This window comes from Mycobacterium sp. 1245801.1 (assembly GCF_001673055.1).
GTDB lineage: Bacteria > Actinomycetota > Actinomycetes > Mycobacteriales > Mycobacteriaceae > Mycobacterium > Mycobacterium europaeum_A.
Genome location: NZ_LZKY01000350.1, coordinates 21,405 through 38,989, shown reverse-complemented (window position 1 = coordinate 38,989; position 17,585 = coordinate 21,405). Strand labels below are relative to the sequence as shown.

15 protein-coding genes, 2 tRNA genes and 2 pseudogenes are annotated in these 17,585 nt (G+C 68.6%); 11 read left to right on the top strand and 8 right to left on the bottom strand.

The features are described from left to right. Nucleotides 1-148: 148 nt before the first annotated feature. Nucleotides 149-880 (bottom strand): TVP38/TMEM64 family protein, encoded by a 732-nt coding sequence (locus A5622_RS21990; RefSeq protein WP_066881190.1) that lies wholly within the window; start codon nucleotides 878-880, stop codon nucleotides 149-151. Nucleotides 881-1,043: 163 nt separating this feature from the next. Here A5622_RS21990 and A5622_RS30855 point away from each other — a divergent pair. Continuing rightward, nucleotides 1,044-1,118, top strand: a pseudogene (locus tag A5622_RS30855) (phospholipase effector Tle1 domain-containing protein); the annotation flags it as partial. 41 nt (nucleotides 1,119-1,159) lie between these two features. On the opposite strand, the gene recD reads toward A5622_RS30855, so the two are convergent. Genes recD through A5622_RS21970 form a run of 4 tightly spaced genes read right to left on the bottom strand, consistent with a single transcriptional unit; the run spans nucleotide 1,160 to nucleotide 10,373 of the window. Next, nucleotides 1,160-2,857: an exodeoxyribonuclease V subunit alpha gene (recD, locus tag A5622_RS21985; protein WP_066881197.1), complete on the bottom strand. Its 1,698-nt coding sequence runs from the start codon at nucleotides 2,855-2,857 to the stop codon at nucleotides 1,160-1,162. 11 nt (nucleotides 2,858-2,868) lie between these two features. Beyond that, on the bottom strand, nucleotides 2,869-6,171 hold the full coding sequence (recB, locus tag A5622_RS21980) for an exodeoxyribonuclease V subunit beta (protein ID WP_066881188.1): 3,303 nt from the start codon (nucleotides 6,169-6,171) through the stop codon (nucleotides 2,869-2,871). Beyond that, nucleotides 6,172-9,468: an exodeoxyribonuclease V subunit gamma gene (gene recC, locus A5622_RS21975; RefSeq protein ID WP_066881186.1), complete on the bottom strand. Its 3,297-nt coding sequence runs from the start codon at nucleotides 9,466-9,468 to the stop codon at nucleotides 6,172-6,174. 38 nt (nucleotides 9,469-9,506) lie between these two features. Further along, nucleotides 9,507-10,373, bottom strand: a complete 867-nt coding sequence (locus tag A5622_RS21970) for a cyclopropane mycolic acid synthase family methyltransferase (RefSeq protein ID WP_066881184.1) — start codon at nucleotides 10,371-10,373, stop codon at nucleotides 9,507-9,509. A 289-nt stretch (nucleotides 10,374-10,662) separates the two neighbouring features. On the opposite strand from A5622_RS21970, the gene A5622_RS21965 reads away from it, so the two are divergent. The 3 genes from A5622_RS21965 (at nucleotide 10,663) to cynS (ending at nucleotide 12,675) form a co-directional block, all read left to right on the top strand. Next, the gene (locus A5622_RS21965) at nucleotides 10,663-11,178 is read left to right on the top strand and encodes a nitroreductase family protein (RefSeq protein WP_066869187.1); all 516 of its coding nucleotides are present in this window, start codon (nucleotides 10,663-10,665) and stop codon (nucleotides 11,176-11,178) included. A 47-nt stretch (nucleotides 11,179-11,225) separates the two neighbouring features. Then, nucleotides 11,226-11,975, top strand: coding sequence for a class I SAM-dependent methyltransferase (locus tag A5622_RS21960; protein WP_066881195.1), 750 nt, complete (start codon nucleotides 11,226-11,228; stop codon nucleotides 11,973-11,975). 244 nt (nucleotides 11,976-12,219) lie between these two features. Then, nucleotides 12,220-12,675 carry a cyanase gene (gene cynS, locus A5622_RS21955; RefSeq protein ID WP_066869190.1) on the top strand — a complete coding sequence of 152 codons (456 nt, stop codon included), beginning with the start codon at nucleotides 12,220-12,222 and terminating at the stop codon, nucleotides 12,673-12,675. A gap of 229 nt (nucleotides 12,676-12,904) precedes the next feature. On the opposite strand, the gene A5622_RS21950 is transcribed toward cynS, so the two are convergent. The 3 genes and pseudogenes from A5622_RS21950 to A5622_RS21940 form a co-directional block, all read right to left on the bottom strand. Further along, the gene (locus A5622_RS21950) at nucleotides 12,905-13,600 is read right to left on the bottom strand and encodes a crotonase/enoyl-CoA hydratase family protein (RefSeq protein ID WP_066881182.1); all 696 of its coding nucleotides are present in this window, start codon (nucleotides 13,598-13,600) and stop codon (nucleotides 12,905-12,907) included. After that, nucleotides 13,597-14,450: pseudogene (locus tag A5622_RS21945) on the bottom strand (hypothetical protein). Before A5622_RS21945 ends, A5622_RS21950 begins: the two are co-directional and overlap by 4 nt. A gap of 71 nt (nucleotides 14,451-14,521) precedes the next feature. Next, nucleotides 14,522-15,235 carry an MBL fold metallo-hydrolase gene (locus A5622_RS21940; RefSeq protein WP_066869198.1) on the bottom strand — a complete coding sequence of 238 codons (714 nt, stop codon included), beginning with the start codon at nucleotides 15,233-15,235 and terminating at the stop codon, nucleotides 14,522-14,524. A 76-nt stretch (nucleotides 15,236-15,311) separates the two neighbouring features. Between A5622_RS21940 and A5622_RS21935 the strand changes: the two genes are divergently transcribed. From A5622_RS21935 to hadC, 7 genes are all read left to right on the top strand, one after another. Next, a complete protein-coding gene (locus A5622_RS21935) occupies nucleotides 15,312-15,518 on the top strand; it encodes a type II toxin-antitoxin system VapB family antitoxin (RefSeq protein ID WP_066881178.1) in 207 nt (68 codons plus the stop codon). A gap of 145 nt (nucleotides 15,519-15,663) precedes the next feature. Beyond that, a tRNA-Thr gene (locus tag A5622_RS21930) sits at nucleotides 15,664-15,736 on the top strand. Between the two features lie 52 nt (nucleotides 15,737-15,788). Next, nucleotides 15,789-15,862 (top strand) — tRNA-Met (locus tag A5622_RS21925). A gap of 45 nt (nucleotides 15,863-15,907) precedes the next feature. Continuing rightward, a complete protein-coding gene (rpmG, locus tag A5622_RS21920; RefSeq protein WP_003898538.1) occupies nucleotides 15,908-16,075 on the top strand; it encodes a 50S ribosomal protein L33 in 168 nt (55 codons plus the stop codon). A 75-nt stretch (nucleotides 16,076-16,150) separates the two neighbouring features. Beyond that, nucleotides 16,151-16,603 carry a (3R)-hydroxyacyl-ACP dehydratase subunit HadA gene (gene hadA / locus A5622_RS21915; protein ID WP_369806957.1) on the top strand — a complete coding sequence of 151 codons (453 nt, stop codon included), beginning with the start codon at nucleotides 16,151-16,153 and terminating at the stop codon, nucleotides 16,601-16,603. Further along, a complete protein-coding gene (gene hadB / locus A5622_RS21910) occupies nucleotides 16,590-17,018 on the top strand; it encodes a (3R)-hydroxyacyl-ACP dehydratase subunit HadB (RefSeq protein ID WP_065156429.1) in 429 nt (142 codons plus the stop codon). The genes hadA and hadB overlap by 14 nt, the downstream gene beginning before the upstream one ends. 3 nt (nucleotides 17,019-17,021) lie before the next feature. Continuing rightward, nucleotides 17,022-17,522: a (3R)-hydroxyacyl-ACP dehydratase subunit HadC gene (gene hadC / locus A5622_RS21905; protein ID WP_066869205.1), complete on the top strand. Its 501-nt coding sequence runs from the start codon at nucleotides 17,022-17,024 to the stop codon at nucleotides 17,520-17,522. The last annotated feature ends 63 nt before the right edge of the window (nucleotides 17,523-17,585 follow it).

The window sequence follows — 17,585 nt, the reverse complement described above, 5'->3', positions numbered from 1 at the left end:
AACTCCGCCAGTTCGTCGAAGAGCTCCCCGAGACGTTCCTTCGGGGACGCTTCGACGCTGGCTGCAGTCGCGGTCGGGGACATGACGCCATCATCACAGCCACCACCGACAAATCCGGGCCGCCCGCGACCGACGTTCGCCAGCGGCCCTAGGATTCGGACGCCGGGTTTCGCTCTCCGTCGTCGCCCGCGTGCCCACGCCATTTGCGGTAGCCGCGATGCGCGGCGAACGCGCCGACGATCGCGCTCACGCACCACACCGCAATCGCTGCGTAGGCCAGCGGCGACGACCGATTCCCGATCGACGCGCCCAGCGCGGTGTAGGCGAATGCCCGTGGCGCCGAACCGATAAAGGCCCCAACACCCATCTGCCACACCGGAACTCCGAAAGCCCCGAACGCATAGGAGGCGAGCGCATCGGAGATGCCGGGGACGAAGCGCTGGCCGACGACCGCCCACAACCCGCCGCGCCCGATCAGGGCGTCCATGCGATCGGCCCGGGCGCTGCCCAGCAGTGCGCGCGCGCTGTCGCGGCCGGCGCGACGACCGACGAAACTGGCGACGATCGCGGTGCCCACCGTCGCGCCCAGCGTCACGAAGACACCCAGCAGCGGACCGAACAGCAACCCACTGCCCGCGGCCAGTATCGAGCCGGGAACGAACAACGCGCCGACCACCGCCGAGACCGCCACGTAGGTCAGCGGCGCCGCCGGCCCGGTGGCCGACACCACGCCCCGGATCTCGTCGATGTTGATCACCCGCGCCACGGCCACCAGATAGAAGACCACGGCCAGAAACGCGGCGAACACGGCGAGCCGCGCGATGTGGGCACGCCGCGAGCCGGGCCGCGGTGCCGGTGCGGGAGCGTCGTCGTCGTCCATGTCGACCGCGATTCTTCCGCACCGCTGCCCGCCCACCCCATCCGGCTATTTCCAACACGGGGCGGTGCGGGGCCCCCGGGAACGCCGCTGGTTCGCACTGCTGACCGAGAAGGCGTTCGGGTCGGGCCTGAAAGACAATGTGGCACAAGCATACTGGTAAGTAATGGAGCACTGGCCGCCCGGCGACGCGGTGTACATATTCGGTTTCAGCCGCGGCGCACACACGGCGGGCGCGCTGGCGGGCACGCTACCAAAGCGCTGGCCAGGCCGGCCCCGCACTTACCTGACCGACCGCAGCCGCTGCCGCAACCCGGTGGCCCGCAGCGCCCGGCGTTCGATCGCCGCGCGGACCGACGCCTCGGGGCCCACCACCCGCACCTTGGTCTTCGCGCGCGTCACCGCGGTGTAGAACAGTTCGCGCGTCAGCAGTCGCGAATCCTCCGGCGGTATCAGCACCGTCACCTCGTCGGCCTGGCTGCCCTGGCTCTTGTGGATGGTCATGGCGTGCATGGTCTCCACCTCGCCGAGGCGGCTGGTCGCGAAATCCAGCGGGCCGGTCGCGCCGGCGATGACGGCCCGCAGCCCGTCCGCGCCGGCCACCGTCACGCCCGTGTCGCCGTTGTAGAGGCGCAGCCCGTAGTCGTTCGCCGTCACCAGCAGGGGACGCCCGGCATACCACTGGGACCAGGCCGGCTGTCCGGTCGCTTCGCCAATCCACTTCTGCACCTGGCTATTCCAGTGCGTCGCGCCGTAGGGCCCCTCGCGGTGCGCACACAGCAAGCGATGTTCGTCCAAGGTGGCCAAGGCCTGTGGCACCGCGCCCAGCAGCGCGGCCGAGCGCAGCCGCAACGCGTGCGCAACCAGCACCTCACGCAACCGGCCGGCCGGGCGCTCGGAGTCCACCCACTCGACGTGTTCACCGCCTGCCGTCAACAACTCCAGGACACGGTCCGCGTCACCGACCCGGATCGCCTCGGCCAGGGCGCCGATCGACGTGCCGTATCGGTGCGGGGTGCGCAGGGCGGCCACCCGGACATCGTCGCGACCGGCCAACCCGTCCACCAGGTCGGCCAGCACCGCACCCGCTTCCACCGAGGCCAACTGGTCGGGGTCGCCGACCAGGATCAGCCGGGTGTCCGGCCGGACGGCTTCGACCAGCCGGGCCATCATGGTCAACGACACCATCGACGTTTCGTCCACCACGATGACGTCGTGTGGCAGCCGATTGCCGCGATTGTGCTTGAACCGCACCGACGTATCCGGCCGGGGCCCCAGCAGCCGATGCAGCGTGGTTCCCGGAAGACCCGTCAGCCGCGCCCTGTCCGCCGCGGGCAGCTCCTGGATTCCCGCGGCCACCGCTTCGGCCAGCCGGGCCGCCGCCTTGCCGGTCGGTGCGGCCAGCGCGATCCGGGGACGGGGCCGGCCGGCACGCTCGGCCTGTTCGACCAGCAGGGCGAGCAGGCGGGCGATCGTGGTGGTCTTGCCGGTCCCGGGCCCGCCGGTCAACACGGTCAGCGCCTGCGACACCGCGATCTCGGCGGCGGCCCGCTGCTCGTTGTACCCGGACGGGAAAAGCCGGTCGTAGGTGGCTGATTCGACGCTGGCGGGCGTCACCGAAAGCGCCAGCAGGTCGGTGCACACTTGCTCTTCCTCGAGCCAGTACCTGTCGAAGTACAGCAGATCCCCGAGCAGCCTCAGCACTGGCGGCGTCTGCAGCATTGCGTTGGCCCGCACCGCCGCCATCCAGTCGTCGGCCTCCGGCCAGGCCAGGTCGGGCGCACTCACCTGCGCGGGTACCGCGCGCAGATCGACGCACACCGACCCGCCCCGCAGCGCGCGCACCACCAGGGCGACCGCGAGCGCCACCCGCTCGTCGGGCTCGCCGGTGAGTGCCGTAAGCCGTTGCGCGACATGGATATCGGCGGTCTCGAAAACGCCGGCATCGGCGAACGTGCGCAGCAGCCCGGTCGCGAACATCGCTTCGACCGTCACGCGGCCACCCCCCGCGCGTCGAGCAGGTCCGACAGCGCCGCAACCAACGGCCAGGGCGGCCGCCAATCGAAGACCCCCGCCGGGTGGCCGTCGAGCACCGGCGTGTCGGCACCACACATGCCCCGCAGGAACAGATACAGGACGCCGCCGAGATGCCGGCTCGGGTCGTAATCCGCCAACCGCCACCGCAAAAACCGGTGCAGCACAGCGCAATACAGTAGCGCCTGCAGCGGATAGTCCGAATGCAACATCGCCTCGGCCATCCGTGGCCGGTCGTAGTCGGCGGCGGTCAGCGGTCGCTCCGGTTCCCCGAGCCGGTTCGTCTTGTAATCCACCACCACGAACCGGTGCCCGGTGCCGTCCGGAACGCGGAGCACGGCGTCGACGGAACCGGTGAGGTATCCGCGCAGCGACTGATCGCCCAGGCCCGGTTCGGCCAGCCGGTCGGCATACGATGCCAGCACGTCGTCGTGCGGCAGGTGCTCGCGCAACAGCGGCGCCAGATCCGCCAGCCGGACCGGGGTAGCCGTCGACCGACGGTCGCCGCCGGCCAGCGGCAGCTCAAAGTCCAGCTCGCGCAGGCGGTCTGACAATCCGATCTGGCGCAGCGTGATCCCGCCCGTCAACGCACCCAGCGGCGTGTCGTGCATCGGCACCATCGCCGCGGCCAGCTCCTCGGGGGCAACGGCAACCGGCCACCACGTTGAGTGCGTCCGGATGTGCGCCTCCAGCTCGGCGGCCAGGTCCGCAGCGAAGGGGTCGGCCGTCTCCAGCACGGCGTGCACCAGCGTGCCGAACGTGGCGCCCGCGGGAAGGTCGGCCATCGGCGAGGGCACGTCCGGCCCGGACACCGCGGACACCAACGGGATGTCGCCGGCTTCGTCGTCAAGCTCGTCGATTTCGGGTTCGCTGCCCACCCCGCTGGTTTGCGCCGCCCGGATCAGACCGGAATACGAGGTGCGCCGCCAGCCGGTGTCGATGCCGCGGTGGAAGTGGCGATTCTCCAGGCGCGCGGGCACCGGCCCGGCGGGCAGCGTCGGGGCCGCCGCCACCAGCGACTCCTCGATGACCGGGCCGCCGGCCGCCTCCCACTCGCGCAGCCGGGCCAGGGCGTCGTCGTCGGAGACCTTCGCGGGTTCGCACCGGTCCGGCACCACCGGCTCGCCGGGCCGGCGGCCGCGCAGCAGCCGCGACAGGCCGCCGTTGGGCTCGTAGTACGCCGGCGACCACCACGCCACCACCTGGGACTGCGCCCTGGTGAGCGCGACGTAGGTCAGGCGGCTGTCGTCGCTGGCGTCCTCTTTGCGGCCCAGTCGCTCAACGGTTTTGAAGTCGGGGCTGTCCTTGCCCCCGACGTGCAGGCAACGCGTGCCGTCCTCATCGTGGAACAGCACCACGTCGCTGTCCTGGGTGTTGCGATTGAACGCGAACGGCAGGTACACGATCGGGTACTGCAGGCCCTTGCTGACGAAGACGGTCATGATCTGGACGGCGGCGGCGTCGCTGTCGAGCCGGCGATTGCGTTCCGGCGCGCCGCTGCGCTCGTCACGCTGCCGGCGCAGCCAATCGCGCAGCGCGGGCAGGCTGTAGTGCTCGCGGTGCGCGACATCCTGCAGCAGCTGGGTGACATGGGCCAGGTCGGTCATGTGCCGCTCGCCGCCCTGCCAGGCGAGCACGCGGTTGCCCATGCCCAGCAATTGAGCGGCCTCGAAGATGGCCGCGACGCCGCGTTCGCGGGCGTGACCGGCCCACTCCCGCAAGGTTTTCGCGATCCGATCCGTGAGCGCGTCGCCGCCGGCCACCAGCGACTCGGCCGTCTCGCCGAAGAACATCGTCGCCGCGGCCGCGCGCACCATGCCGGGCCGGTGCGGTTGATCGAAGGCTTCCAGCAGGCACAGCCAGTCCTCGGCCGCCTCGGAGGTGAACACGTCGGAGTTGCCGGTGTAGACCGCGGGAACGCCCGCATCGCAGAGCGCGGTGAAGCAGGCGTGCGCGTCTCGGTGCTTCTCCACGATCACCGCGATGTCGCGGGCCTGCAGCGGTCTGCCGCCGAAGGTGGCACCGCTGGCCAGCAGCGCGCGGATGTCCGACGCGAGGTCCGCCCCGATGTGCTCGCGCACCTGGTCGATCGGAAGGTTCGCAATACCGCGGCGGCCCAACGTCTTCCGCGCCACCACGCGCAGCCGGAACGGCTCGTTGTGCGGCGCACCGGCGAGCCGGTGGCCGCGGTGATGCGCGTCGACGTCGTTCACGACGATCGCGGGGTCACCGAGCTGCGCGCCGCGCAGCACCACTTGCAACCGTTGCAGCAGCGCGGAGTCGCTGCGCCAGTTGGTGTCCAGCGTTTTGCGCTGGCCCGCCGTCTCGGCCGCCCGCAGATACGTGACGATGTCACCGCCGCGAAACGCATAGATCGCCTGCTTCGGGTCGCCGATGAGAATCACGGTGGAGCGCCCGCTGAACGCCCGGTCGATCACTTGCCACTGCACCGGGTCGGTGTCCTGGAACTCGTCGACCATGACGATCGGCCAGCGTTGATGCATGCGCAGCCGGGCGGGAGAGCCCTCGGTGGCCAGCGCCTCGGCCAGCCGGATCAGCAGGTCGTCATAGCCGAGCACGCCCAGCCGCCGCTTACGCGTATCCAGTTCGGCCAGAACATCATTGGCGAACCTGAGGCTGACGGCGGCCCGCGAGTCCGGATCCGGGTCGCGCGGCCGCAGCTGGGTCGACGGGTTCTTCACCACCTCGCGGGCCAGCCGCAGCGCCTCGCGGTAGTGCAGCACCGGATCGTCGCGTTCCTGGCCGAAGTGGGCCAGGTACAGATCGTCGACGATCTCGGTCACCAGGTCATCGAGGCTGTCGAGCAACGTCACGCTCGCGGCGGTGTCGCCGGCCACGCCGAGCGAGCGCAACACCAGCTGGCAGAACTGGTGGGTAGTGGCGATCGTCGCCGCGTCGAAACCGGCCAGCGCGTCACGGAGACGCTGCCGGCGCGCCGCGCGCTGCTCGTCGGTGCCCTCGAGCAGGTGCGCCACCACCTGGTTGTCGCCGACGGTCAACGGATCGGCGAAAGCGCGTACCGCGTCGACCATTTGACAGCGGACGCGTTCGCGCAGCTCCTGGCTGGCGGCCCGGCCGAAGGTGATGAGCAGCATCTGGTCCAGCGCCGCCACGCCCTCGGCGACATATCGGGTCACCAGCGAAGCCAGCGCGAAAGTCTTGCCGGTTCCCGCGCTGGCCTCCAGCACCGTGGTGGACCGCTCGGCCGGCAGCGGACCCAACAGGTCAAAGCGTTCCATCTACACCGGCTCCCGCTCGGCGCGCAGCATCGGCAGCCAGACCCGGGCGGCGTAGGCGCCGAGCCGGTTGTCCTCGCCGTCGCACTCCTCGCCCGGCCGCACGGGTTGCATCAGCTCGTCGAGCGGGGCTCCCTTTCCCCACGCCCGCACGTGCGCCGGGGCCTGGTCCTCACCCGGAAAGCGGTCACTGGATCTCCACCGGTAACGGGCCTCGGTCACCGGGTCCTCGCCGCCGTGCCGGGCGGCCGCCCAGGCGTAGGACGTCTTGATGGGCAAGGGAATCGGTTCACGCCGCCCGGCGTCGTAGACCGCCACCAGCTCGCGCAGTATCTCGGTGGCGTCCTCACCCTCGCGCGGCCGCCCCAGGCCCTCCACCCGGGTGGTGGTCCCCCGGCGCATGCGGCCGATGCACACCGCCGACCAATCCCGGCCGGGGTCATGAGCGACCAACGCCAGCAATGGGATCCACGATTCGAGCAGATGCTTGCCGTCCAGCCGGGAATACGTCACCGACACCAACCGGTCGCCGTACACCGGTGACACCGTGCCGGTGAGGCGTCGCCCGCCGCCGAGGTCGACGTCGACGTCGTAGGCGGCCGCCGGGCGCTGACTCTCCATGTGACGCATCGCCTCGCGCGCCAACAGTGCCGCCTGGTCCCGGATCTCGGTGACCTTGCGCCAGCCCAGCTGGCCCGGGGGCAGCGTGCCGCGGCGCCACTCGGCTTGCCGCGCATCGTCGGGTGTCATGCCGCGCAGGATGTCGCCCAGCATCCGGTCGCCGACCGTCCACTCCTCGAGGCCGTCGATGTCGACCGGGATCGCGTCCTGCACGCCGTCGACGTCGTAGGGCAGCGTGAATTCCAGCGCGCGGAAGAAGCCCTTGACCGGATCCTTGAAGAAGCCGACGAGGTCGGCGAGGATGACGTCGTCCGCCGGCGGTGGGGGCAGCGGCGCCGAGATGAATTTCGGTCGTGCGCTGTGGTCGCCGGCGGTGGCGCGTGCCGCGCGCAACACCGTGGGGTCGAAACTGAACGGCACGTCCGGCACCAGCCGGCCAGGGATCACATTGCGAATGTCGAAGGGCTGCAACGGATGTTGGACGACGATGCGGTCGCGCACCTTGACCGGCGTGGTCACGTCGAGGGTGTCGAGCAGTTCGGCCAGCGGCACCGCCGGGGGACGCGGCTGCCCCGAGTACTCGTTGGCGCCGGTGTAGGTGATGACCAATTTCTCGGTGGCCGCGCCGATCGCGTCGAGCAGCAGTTGCCGGTCCTCGGAACGGATGTCGCGTTCGCCGGTCATCGGGCAGCGGGCCAGCGCGTCGTCACCGTCGACGATGCCGAGCCGTGGGAACAGCCCGTCGTCGAGGCCCACCAGGCACACCACCCGGTGTGGCACCGAGCGCATCGGCACCATGGTGCACACCGTGAGGGTGCCGGTGCGGAAGTTGGCCCGGGTCGGCCGACCGGAGAGGCGCCGCGTCAGCAGCGCGCGAACGTCGGCCAGCCGCAGGGGGGTGTCGCCGCGGGATCCGGCGTGCGCGGCGGTCTGGGCGAACTCGCGTTGCATCTGACCGGTCTGCCAGGCGTCCGCATCGCTGACCCGGGTCAGCATCGTGACGCCGTCGGTCAGGGTGGCCAGCCATTCGGTCAGCGGCCGGGCGCCGGTGAGCGAGTCCAGGACATGCTGGAGCCGCGCGACGAATTCGGCGAACTGGCCGGCCAATTGGACGCGATTGCTGCTGACGTCGTCAAGTGGCAGCGTCGCGTCGATCCACGCGTTCGAATCGTCCGACATCGCGACGCCGGCCAGGATCCGGTCGATGCCGAAACGCCATGTGTTGTGTACGAAGTCGACGTGATAGGGCCGGCGATGCTGCTGATCCAATCCCCACCGGATGTTGGCCTGCCGGACCCAGCGGGTGATGGCCTCCAAATCGTCGTCGGTGAGCCCGAATTGCGCACGCACGGGCGGGGCCTGCGCCAGGTTGAGCACCTCGCTGGCCGTCACCCGGCCGGCCGCCAGCGCCAGCAGCTGCGCGGCCACCCCCAGCAGCGGATTGGTCTGGATCGGCGAGCGGTCCGCCAGCCGCACGCGCAGCTGGTGGGCCGGATGCGCGCCGTGCACCACGTCGCCCAGGCCGAAGTCGGCCACGATCAGCGGCGCGTAGGTCTCGATGTCCGGGCACATCACCAGGATGTCGCGCGGCTCGAGCGTCGGGTCGTCCTGCAACAGGCCGAGCAGCACCTCGCGCAGCACGTCGACCTGGCGGGCCGGACCGTGGCAGTTGTGGATCTGCACCGATCGGTCGTCGGCGGCCAGCGTGCGCCCAAGTGGGCGAACGGCATTGGCGGCGATGTCGGACTGCAGCCAGCCGAGCAGCGTGTCCGGGCGGACGTCGCCGGGTAGGTAGTCGTCCGTCCGCGCGTCCGCCGGCAGGCTGCGTTGCAGTTCACGCAGGTCGCGTCCCAGCGTCGCGAGCAGCGGATGGGACACCGCGCGATGGCTGACGTCGTCGCGCCGGGGAATCGCGCCATGCGCGCCGGCCAGCGCGCGCCACAGCTCGTCGCTGGGGTGCGGTAGCCACAGATGCAGCTCGTGGTGGGCGGCCACCGCCTCCAACAGCTCGACGTCGGTGCGGGCCAATCGGGTATGCCCGAACAGCGACAGCCGCGGCGGCAGCGCGCTGGGCGCCGCCTTCAGCCGCGCGATGGTCTTCCCGTGACGGACGTGCGGCGGGTCGGCGGCGACCCGCGCGACCAGCGCCCGCCACAGCTGCGGCTGCCAGTGCAGGTCCTCGTCGAGATCACCGATGTCCCCGTTGCCCCAGTCGACGAGCAGCTGCGGGCGTTGCCGGGCGTAGGAGTCGAACAGCCCGGCCAGCCGGCGCGCGACCTCGTATCGCCTGCCCTGGCGCAGCTCGGCCTCCGCGCCGGTGTGGAAATGACCGACATGCGATGCCAGCGTGCGGCACCACGGTTCGTCCAGCGAGCAGTCGATCGCCTCCAGCAGGGGCCACACCATGGCGTCCGGTGACCACGGATCGTCGTCGGCGGTGCCGGTGATCTCGGCGATCAACGAGCCCGGGCTGCGAAACGCCACCCCGGCGCACACCCCGTCGCCGCCGCGCGCGCCGAGCACATGGGACAGCCGCTGGCTGAGCCAACGCTCCACGCCGCGCGCGGGCACCACGACCAGTTCGGTGGCGAACGGGTCGGGCAACGGGTTGGCCAGCAGGGCGCCGAGGCCGTCGGCCAGGAGATCGGTGCGCTCGGCACGGTGCAGATGAAGCGGCATTGCGGTGTCACGATAAACCCCGATACCGACGCGGTGGCCTACTTCGCCAGCGTGAACTGGTTGACGTCGATGTATCCGGCCCGGAATGCGTCGGCGCAGCCCGTCAGGTACCGCATGTAGCGCTGGTAGACCTCTTCGGACTGGATCTCGACGGCCTCGCGGTGGTGCGCCTGCAAGGCCTCGGCCCAGTGGTCGAGGGTGCGGGCGTAGTGCAACCGCAGCGACTGCCTGCGTTTCAGGTTGAAGCCCATCTTCGAGGCGTGGAACTCCACGATCTCGATCGCCGGCAGCTGGCCGCCCGGGAAGATCTCGGTGGCGATGAACTCGTTGAAGCTCGTCTGCTCCTCGGTCATCGGCAGCTCACGCTCGACGATCTGCTGCGGGGTCAGCATGGTGATGGTGTGCAACAGCATCACCCCGTCCTCGGGCAGGGTGCGGTGGGCCATCGCGAAGAAGTCGTCGTAGCGGTCGTAGCCGAAGTGCTCGAACGCGCCGATGGAGACGATCCGGTCGGCGTACCCGTCGAACTCTTCCCAGCCGTGCAGCAGCACCTGCTTGCTGCGTTCGGTGTCCAACGAGTCGAGGAGCTTCTGCACGTGCGCGGCCTGGTGCTCGGACAGGGTCAGACCGATGACGTTGACGTCGTAGTTCTCCAGCGCGCGGCGCATCGTGCCGCCCCAGCCGCACCCGATGTCCAGCAACGTCATGCCCGGTCGCAGGCCCAGCTTGCCCAGCGAGAGGTCCATCTTGCGCAGTTGCGCCTCTTCCAGCGATATGTCCCGGTTGCGATCCCAGTACGCGCAGCTATACGTCATGGTGGGGTCGAGGAACAACCGGAAGAAGTCGTCGGACAGGTCGTAATGGGCCTGGACCTCTTCGAAGTGCGGCGTCAGGTGCTCTGCCACGGCGGGTACCCGCCTTTCTGACTCGGGGCCATTCGGTTGTTGACGAGCGGGCCGCTCATTTGGTTCACCCCGGCTTCCCGGAAACGCGATAGTCAAACCCAACCGGCCGGCAACCGCGGCCGTCTCGCGCAGAACGTGTTGAGCTGTGGCCCAAGGTGTTTGGCTGCGTTGGCGCCCGTGCACTCACATGTGTCGCGGCTAGACTGCGGGCGAACGCGCAATCGCCACCTGGGAATTCACCAGATCCTACGCCGGTTGACGCGGGAAAACAGTTACTGGAGGCAACCAGATGGAAGCTTGGGACGCGATTCGTGCACGTCGCAATGTCCGGGAGTACCAGCGCAAGCCGATACCGGCCGAGGACCTGGACCGCATCGCCGAAGCGGGCTGGCGCGCGCCCTCGGCGAAGAACCGCCAGCCGTGGGACTTCGTCATCGTCACCGACGGCGACCAGCTGGCCGAGCTGTCCACGGTCTGGCGGGGCGCCGGTCACATCGCCGGGGCGGCGGCCGCGATCGCCATCGTGGTCCCGGTGCCGCCCGACGAGCGCCGAGTGGTGACCGACAACTACGACGTCGGCCAGGCCACCATGGCGATGATGATCGCCGCCACCGACCTGGGGATCGGGACCGGTCATTCGTCGGTGGGCGAGCAGGACAAGGCGCGCGCCATTTTGGGCGTGCCCGACGAGTACCTGGTGGCTTTCCTGCTCGGCCTGGGCTACCCCGCCGATCGCCCGCTCGCGCCGATCCGCAAGCCGAACCGGCGGCCGTTCGCCGAGGTGGTACACCACGGCCGTTGGTAGCGCGCACGGTGAAAAACCTTCGGCGCCTTGGTCGTAAGATGATCGGCGTGCACGACCATCGCGGCGACTACGGAATAGACGGTTCCTTTCACACCGTGTCGCCGCGCGCGCAGGCAGTAGGCATCGCCGCTCAGGCTGCCGGCCTGGCCGCGTTCGCCGGAATCAGCTGGGCGCGCGGCAAGCGGCTGCGGGCGGCCTTGGCCGCGGTGTCGTCCGCCGGCGTCGCGGGCGCCGTCGCCCTGTACATGTACGCCACCCGGGCCGGAAAATTCGTGGTCTGGGACCGGGTTCTCAGCGACCTGCGCCTGGCGGGCGACGAAACCGTGCTCGACCTCGGCTGCGGCCGGGGCGCGGTGTTGCTGGCGACGGCCAAGCGGTTGCCCCGGGGCCGCGCGATCGGCGTCGACCTGTGGCAGGCCGACCAGACCGACAACTCCGAGCGGGCCACGCTGGCCAACGCGGTGGCCGAAGGCGTCGCCGATCGGATCGAATTGCACACCGCGGACATGACCGCGCTGCCCTTCGCCGACGTAAGCGTCGACGTGATCGTCAGCAACCTGGCCATCCACAACATCCCCGGCCACGCCGGCCGGCGCCGGGCGCTCGAGGAAGCCGCGCGCGTGCTGCGGCCGGGCGGGCGGCTCGCCATCGCCGACCTGTGGGAGACGCGCCAACACGCCGCCCGGCTGCGCGAACTCGGCTGGCGCAACGTGCGGCGGCGCAATCTCGGCTGGCGCATGTGGTACGGCGGCCCCTGGTTCTCCACCCGCTTGGTCACCGCCACCAAGCCGGAATGAGCCCGGGCGGGTAGGGAGCTGTATCCGGCAGGGGGTGGGTAGATATCGCCACCGTTTCAGCTAGCGCATGCGCTAGCTGAAACGGCGAAGCATCAGTGGTCCGGACACGGCTCGGCGCAACTACGCTTCCCTTGCCACCACGCGCTGGCCCAGCAGCAGGGGATCGACCACTTCAGCCATAACGTTTGAGTATGCCGAAGCGCGCGACTGCGCCGGGCCGGACCGCAGGGCATGCTTGAGCGCTATGAACAGAACCGAAATCACCGAACAGGTCGTTTTAGCCCGGCTCCGTCAAGGGCTGACGTGGCAGGAGCTGGCCGACGCGATCGACCGGCCGCTGCTGTGGACCACCGCCGCGCTGCTCGGCCAGCATCCGATTCCGGTGGAGCAGGCCAAGGTTCTGGCCGAAAAACTCAAGCTCGACGAGTCCGCGGTAGCGGTGCTGGCGGCGCCGCCCATGCGCGGCGGACTGCCCACCGCGGTCCCCACCGACCCCACCATCTACCGCTTCTACGAGGCCCTGCAGGTTTATGGCGGCGCCCTCAAGGAGGTGATCGCCGAGCAGTTCGGCGACGGCATCATGAGCGCGATCAACTTCAGCCTCGACGTGCAGAAGAAGCCGCACCCGTCCGGCGACCGTGTCGTGGTGACGTTCGACGGGAAATTCCTTCCCTATCAATGGGTTGCGGCCGACGACTGACACGGAGTTGCCGAGTGAAGTGACGGCACGCCGCGCACGTGCCAGACTGGCGTCGAGGAGGCGAGCTGAACGCGGTGGCGGCCATTGGCGGCCACCGCGTTCGCCGTTTCAGCTCATCAAGACCTGCGGGGTCCGCGTTCCCCACGGGTCCGCGATGCGATCTATGGTCATTCCGGTGACTTCCCCGGCAGCGGCACGCGAACCGAGGCGGGCGGACGCCCTTAGCAGATCACACGCCGAATTCGGCTTCGATCCCGTCGATGCCGGCGCGGATGGCCGCCAGGGCGTCGGCGCGGGCGCGCAGCTTGGTGGCGGCGTGCGCGCGCTGATGCAGCCCGGCGAACTCCCGCGCGGCCTCCTCGGCGCGGTCGACCACCACCTCGGGCAACACGATCTCGTCGATAAAGCCTGCGGCGAGGGCGGTTTCACCGAAGAAGGTCTTGGCCAGCCCGCTGGCTTGCTGGTAGGCCGACGGCGTCAACCGCAGCTTCATGATTTCCAGGGCGGCATAGGGGATGACCATACCGATCGCGACCTCGTTGGCCTGGATGTTGTACGCGTGCGCGGCAATTCGGTGATCACCCGCCGACAGCAAAAACGCCCCCATCGCGATGGCGTGGCCGGTGCAGGCCATCACCACCGGCTTCGGATGGGACAGCAGGCGATGCGCCAGCTCGAATCCGCCGCGCAGCATGTCGATCGCGGGCTGCACCTCGCCGGAGGTGAGGATCTTCAGGTCGAAGCCCCCGCTGAACACCCGCTCGTTCCCGGTGATCACCAGCGCCCCGACGTTGTCCGCCTCGGCCCGGTCGATCGCGTCGTTGAGCGCCTGCTGCATGGTCGGGCCCAGCGCGTTGACCTTGCCGTCGTCCATCTTGATGACGGCGATGGAGTCTTTGGTGCTGTAGTGAACCGGGGCGGTCATCGGTTGCTCCTTGCCGTCAGGCGGGCTGGCTGTGGTGTTTGCCCAGGTCGTCTTCGGCGTTACTCCAGCGCAGGCTGACATCGGTGGGTTCGTCGAGTTGGCGGGTGCGCCATCGGTCCTGGGTTTCCCGGACCGCGGCGTTGATCCGCTCGATCTCGCTGCGGAACACCTCGGGACGGGTTTCCTTGCTGGCGTAGTGGAAGTAGGTCAGCAGGCCGCGCAGCAGCTCCAGCTTCTCCTTCTCCCGCTTCGCCAGGTCATGGGTGGTCATCAACTCGATGCGCTGCACGGGCGGCAGAGCGTCCCAATCCAGCACCACGTCGGTCTGCAGCGGCGAACGCTCGCGCTGCCAGAACCGCCGGGCGTGCGGCCGATCCGGCCGGTCGTAATAGGTCACGGTGCCGGTGAAGCGGGATTCGATGCCGCTGCCGATCTCGGCGCGGTCGAGCGCGGAATCCCACACCATGCGCCATTCCTGGCCCGGGGCCAGCATCGGCAGCTCGCTGGGAAGCCGCAATTCGACGACGTCGGCGTAGCCGTCGGTGGCGTTTTCGTACTCGGCCACCGTGGGGGGATTGTCAAAGGAAAAGCTGATGTCGTAGGCCGCGGTCCGGCCGAAATTGCGGACCACCAGCTCGATCACGTGCCAGTCGGCCGAATGCGGCTCCATGAACATCGCGACGTGCGGGCGGGTCTGCTCGGCCGCCGCGCGGCGATTGCGGTTGATCTGGCTGTTGGTGAAGACCAGCGTGACCACTGCCAGGACGATCGCCGCCCACGCTGCCCACGCAATCCAGGTGCCGGACCCGACGTGCGTGACTTCATGCCAGCTGTCCTGGATCCAACCCATGGAATCCACCCTCCGCTTATATCACAGAAGGCGGCCGCCGGATGGCCATCACCGAGCGATCCCCGGGCCGCTCAGCCGCCCATCAGCATTCGCCATTGGTCGAGGTCCGCGGCCCGATACACGTAGTTGGAACGCTTGACCTCCGAGAGCGAGGCGCTGGGCTCCGCCGAATACCAATGGCCGGGAAACACGGTCGGGTCACCGGGCAGGGTCGCGAGCCGCTGCAGGCTGCGGTACATCTCGTCGGAGTCGCCGCCGGGGAAGTCGGTGCGCCCGCAGCCCTCCAAGAACAACGTGTCACCGGCGACCAGGCGGCCGTCGAGCAGGAAGCACTGGCTGCCCGGCGTGTGGCCGGGGGTGTGCAGCAACTCGATCTCGATGTCGCCGATGCTGACCTTGTCATGGTTCTCGTGGGAGGTCAGGTCGCTGCGGCTTATCCCGGTGACACGCGAAACCCACAGTGCCTCATGGGTATTGACGTGCACCGGCACGGGTGCCCGCTCCAGCAGTTCGGCCAGGCCCGCCAGCGCGAAGCCCATCATGGATCCGCCCACGTGGTCGGGGTGGTGATGGGTCACCAGCACCCCCGACAGGTGCATGCCGTCGGCCTCGAGCGCGTCGAGCAGGTCGCCCGCGGCGTACGCCGGGTCGACGACGACGCAGTCGCCGGTTTGCCGGTCGCCGATCAGGTAGGCGAAGTTGCGCATCTGCGTCGCCATCATGTCGCCGGCGGCGAAGTCGCGACCGGAGAGCAGTTGGCGAAAGTACAGCCGGTCCTCTGGCACGTGACCAGACTAGGGCCTCGGCTCACACGGCCGGTTGCGGCCCGTTGGGCCGGTGTCCGCTGGGTATTGTTGGCGCATGAAGAAGAAGGTTGAAATCGAGCTGGACGTCGATCTGGTCGATGAGGCGATCCGCCGGTTTCATCTCCTCGACGCGCGCGAGGCCGTCAATCTCGCGTTGCGGACCCTGCTCAACGAAAGCGATTCCGTCGAACAGGACGACGAGTACGACGAGTTCAGCGACCTGGGCGCCTGGCAGCCCGGGCACCGGTCCGGCGGCAGCTGACGTTTGCCGCGGCTTCGCCGATCGCCGGGTGAGCCGCGGTTGCCCACGACCCGCCCCCAACGGGGCTTCGCGTGGTTTGGTTCCGCTGCAAGCCAGGCTGTACCCTCTTTTAGGCCCGCGCGGAGGAGATCGCTTCGGGTGCACGGCCCCCTTAGCTCAGTCGGTAGAGCGTTTCCATGGTAAGGAAAAGGTCAACGGTTCGATTCCGTTAGGGGGCTCGGCGGACGCCGAGCAGGCGTGGCGGCCCCGACCCCACAAGGGGTGGCCAGAGGCGATGTAGCTCAGTCGGTTAGAGCGAACGACTCATAATCGTTAGGTCGCCGGTTCGAGTCCGGCCATCGCTACAACACAACAGCAAAGCTTTATTCAGGAATTGAGAGAGAACCGTCATGGCTTCCAGTACCGATGTACGGCCGAAGATCACCTTGGCATGTGAGGTGTGCAAGCACCGCAACTACATCACCAAGAAAAACCGCCGGAACGACCCGGACCGACTGGAGCTGAAGAAGTTCTGCCCCAACTGCGGTAAGCACCAGGCGCATCGGGAGACACGCTAGCGGCCACCCGCGGGCGTTTACTCCGATTGACTAGGTAGTTTAAGAATCGTGCCGTTAAGTTCAAGCCTGGTGGGGATGCACTATCGCTACCCCGATCATTACGAGGTGGAGCGGGAGAAGATCCGCGAACACGCGACGGCCGTGAAAAACGACGACGCCTGGTACTTCGAGGAAAAGGCGGCCGCCGAACTCGGCTACAGGGGTCTGATCGCGCCGTTGACGTTCGTCTCCGTCTTCGGCTATCAGGCGCAGACAGCCTTCTTCAAGCACGCCAACGTCGCCGTCCAGGACGCCCAAATCGTGCAGGTCGACCAGGTGCTGAAGTACTTCGCTCCGCTGGTGGCCGGGGACAAGCTGTACTGCGACGTCTACGTGGACTCGATGCGTGTGTCGCACGGCACCCAGATCATCGTCACCAAGAATGTCATCACCAATGAAGCCGGTGACGTCGTGCAAGAGACCTACACGACCCTCGCGGGCCGTGCCGGCGAGGATGGAGAAGAGGGATTTTCTGATGCCACTGCGTGAGTTCAGCTCGGTGAAGGTGGGTGACCTATTGCCGGAGAAGACCTACCCGCTGACCCGACAGGACCTGGTGAATTACGCGGGCGTCTCTGGTGACCTGAACCCGATCCACTGGGACGACGAGATGGCCAAGGTCGTCGGCCTGGACACCGCGATCGCGCACGGCATGTTGACCATGGGCATCGGCGGCGGCTACGTGACCGCGTGGATCGGCGACCCCGGCGCCGTGACCGAGTACAACGTGCGGTTCACCGCCGTGGTGCCGGTGCCCAACGACGGTAAGGGCGCCGAGCTGGTTTTCAATGGCCGGGTCAAGTCCGCCGACCCCGAGACCAAGTCCGTGACCATCGCGCTCACCGCCACCACCGGCGGCAAGAAGATCTTCGGCAGGGCCATCGCGTCCGCGACACTCGCGTAGGCTATGGCGCTCAAAACAGACATCCGGGGGATGATCTGGCGCTACCCGGACTACTTCGTTGTGGGGCGGGAACAACTGCGCCAGTTCGCGCTTGCCATCAAGAACCGCCACCCGGCCCACTACGAGGAAGACGCCGCCGCCGAACTCGGCCACGACGCGATCATCGCGCCGCTGACCTTCGGGACCATCTTCGCCAAGCTGGTCCAGCTGGATTTCTTTCGGCACGTCGACATCGGCATGGAGACGCTGGTGATCGTCCAGGTCGACCAGCGGTTCGTGTTCTCCAAGCCGATCAAGGCCGGCGACAAGCTGTGGGCCCGCATGGACATCCTGTCGGTGGACGAGCGTTTCGGCGCCGACATCGTCGTCACCAAGAACATCTGCACCGACGACAAGGGTGAAGTGGTCCTGGAGGCCTACACCACGCTGATGGGCCAGTACGCCGACAACTCCGCGAACCTGCGCTGGGACCCGGACTCCGGTCAGGTCGTCAGAACGGCGTAATTAGTATCTGACTCTCGCGTCGATGTACACTCGGTCCTCGGGGTTTTCCCAGCATTAGCGCGC

Coding starts and splice junctions, on each gene's coding strand:
- A5622_RS21990 (WP_066881190.1), bottom strand. CDS start 880: ATGGACGACGACGACGCTCCCGCACCGGCACCGCGGCCCGGCTCGCGG.
- hadB (WP_065156429.1), top strand. CDS start 16,590: ATGCCACTGCGTGAGTTCAGCTCGGTGAAGGTGGGTGACCTATTGCCG.
- recB (WP_066881188.1), bottom strand. CDS start 6,171: ATGGAACGCTTTGACCTGTTGGGTCCGCTGCCGGCCGAGCGGTCCACC.
- recD (WP_066881197.1), bottom strand. CDS start 2,857: ATGTTCGCGACCGGGCTGCTGCGCACGTTCGCCGATGCCGGCGTTTTC.
- hadA (WP_369806957.1), top strand. CDS start 16,151: ATGCACTATCGCTACCCCGATCATTACGAGGTGGAGCGGGAGAAGATC.
- recC (WP_066881186.1), bottom strand. CDS start 9,468: ATGCCGCTTCATCTGCACCGTGCCGAGCGCACCGATCTCCTGGCCGAC.
- A5622_RS21965 (WP_066869187.1), top strand. CDS start 10,663: ATGGAAGCTTGGGACGCGATTCGTGCACGTCGCAATGTCCGGGAGTAC.
- A5622_RS21935 (WP_066881178.1), top strand. CDS start 15,312: ATGAAGAAGAAGGTTGAAATCGAGCTGGACGTCGATCTGGTCGATGAG.
- A5622_RS21950 (WP_066881182.1), bottom strand. CDS start 13,600: ATGACCGCCCCGGTTCACTACAGCACCAAAGACTCCATCGCCGTCATC.
- cynS (WP_066869190.1), top strand. CDS start 12,220: ATGAACAGAACCGAAATCACCGAACAGGTCGTTTTAGCCCGGCTCCGT.
- hadC (WP_066869205.1), top strand. CDS start 17,022: ATGGCGCTCAAAACAGACATCCGGGGGATGATCTGGCGCTACCCGGAC.
- rpmG (WP_003898538.1), top strand. CDS start 15,908: ATGGCTTCCAGTACCGATGTACGGCCGAAGATCACCTTGGCATGTGAG.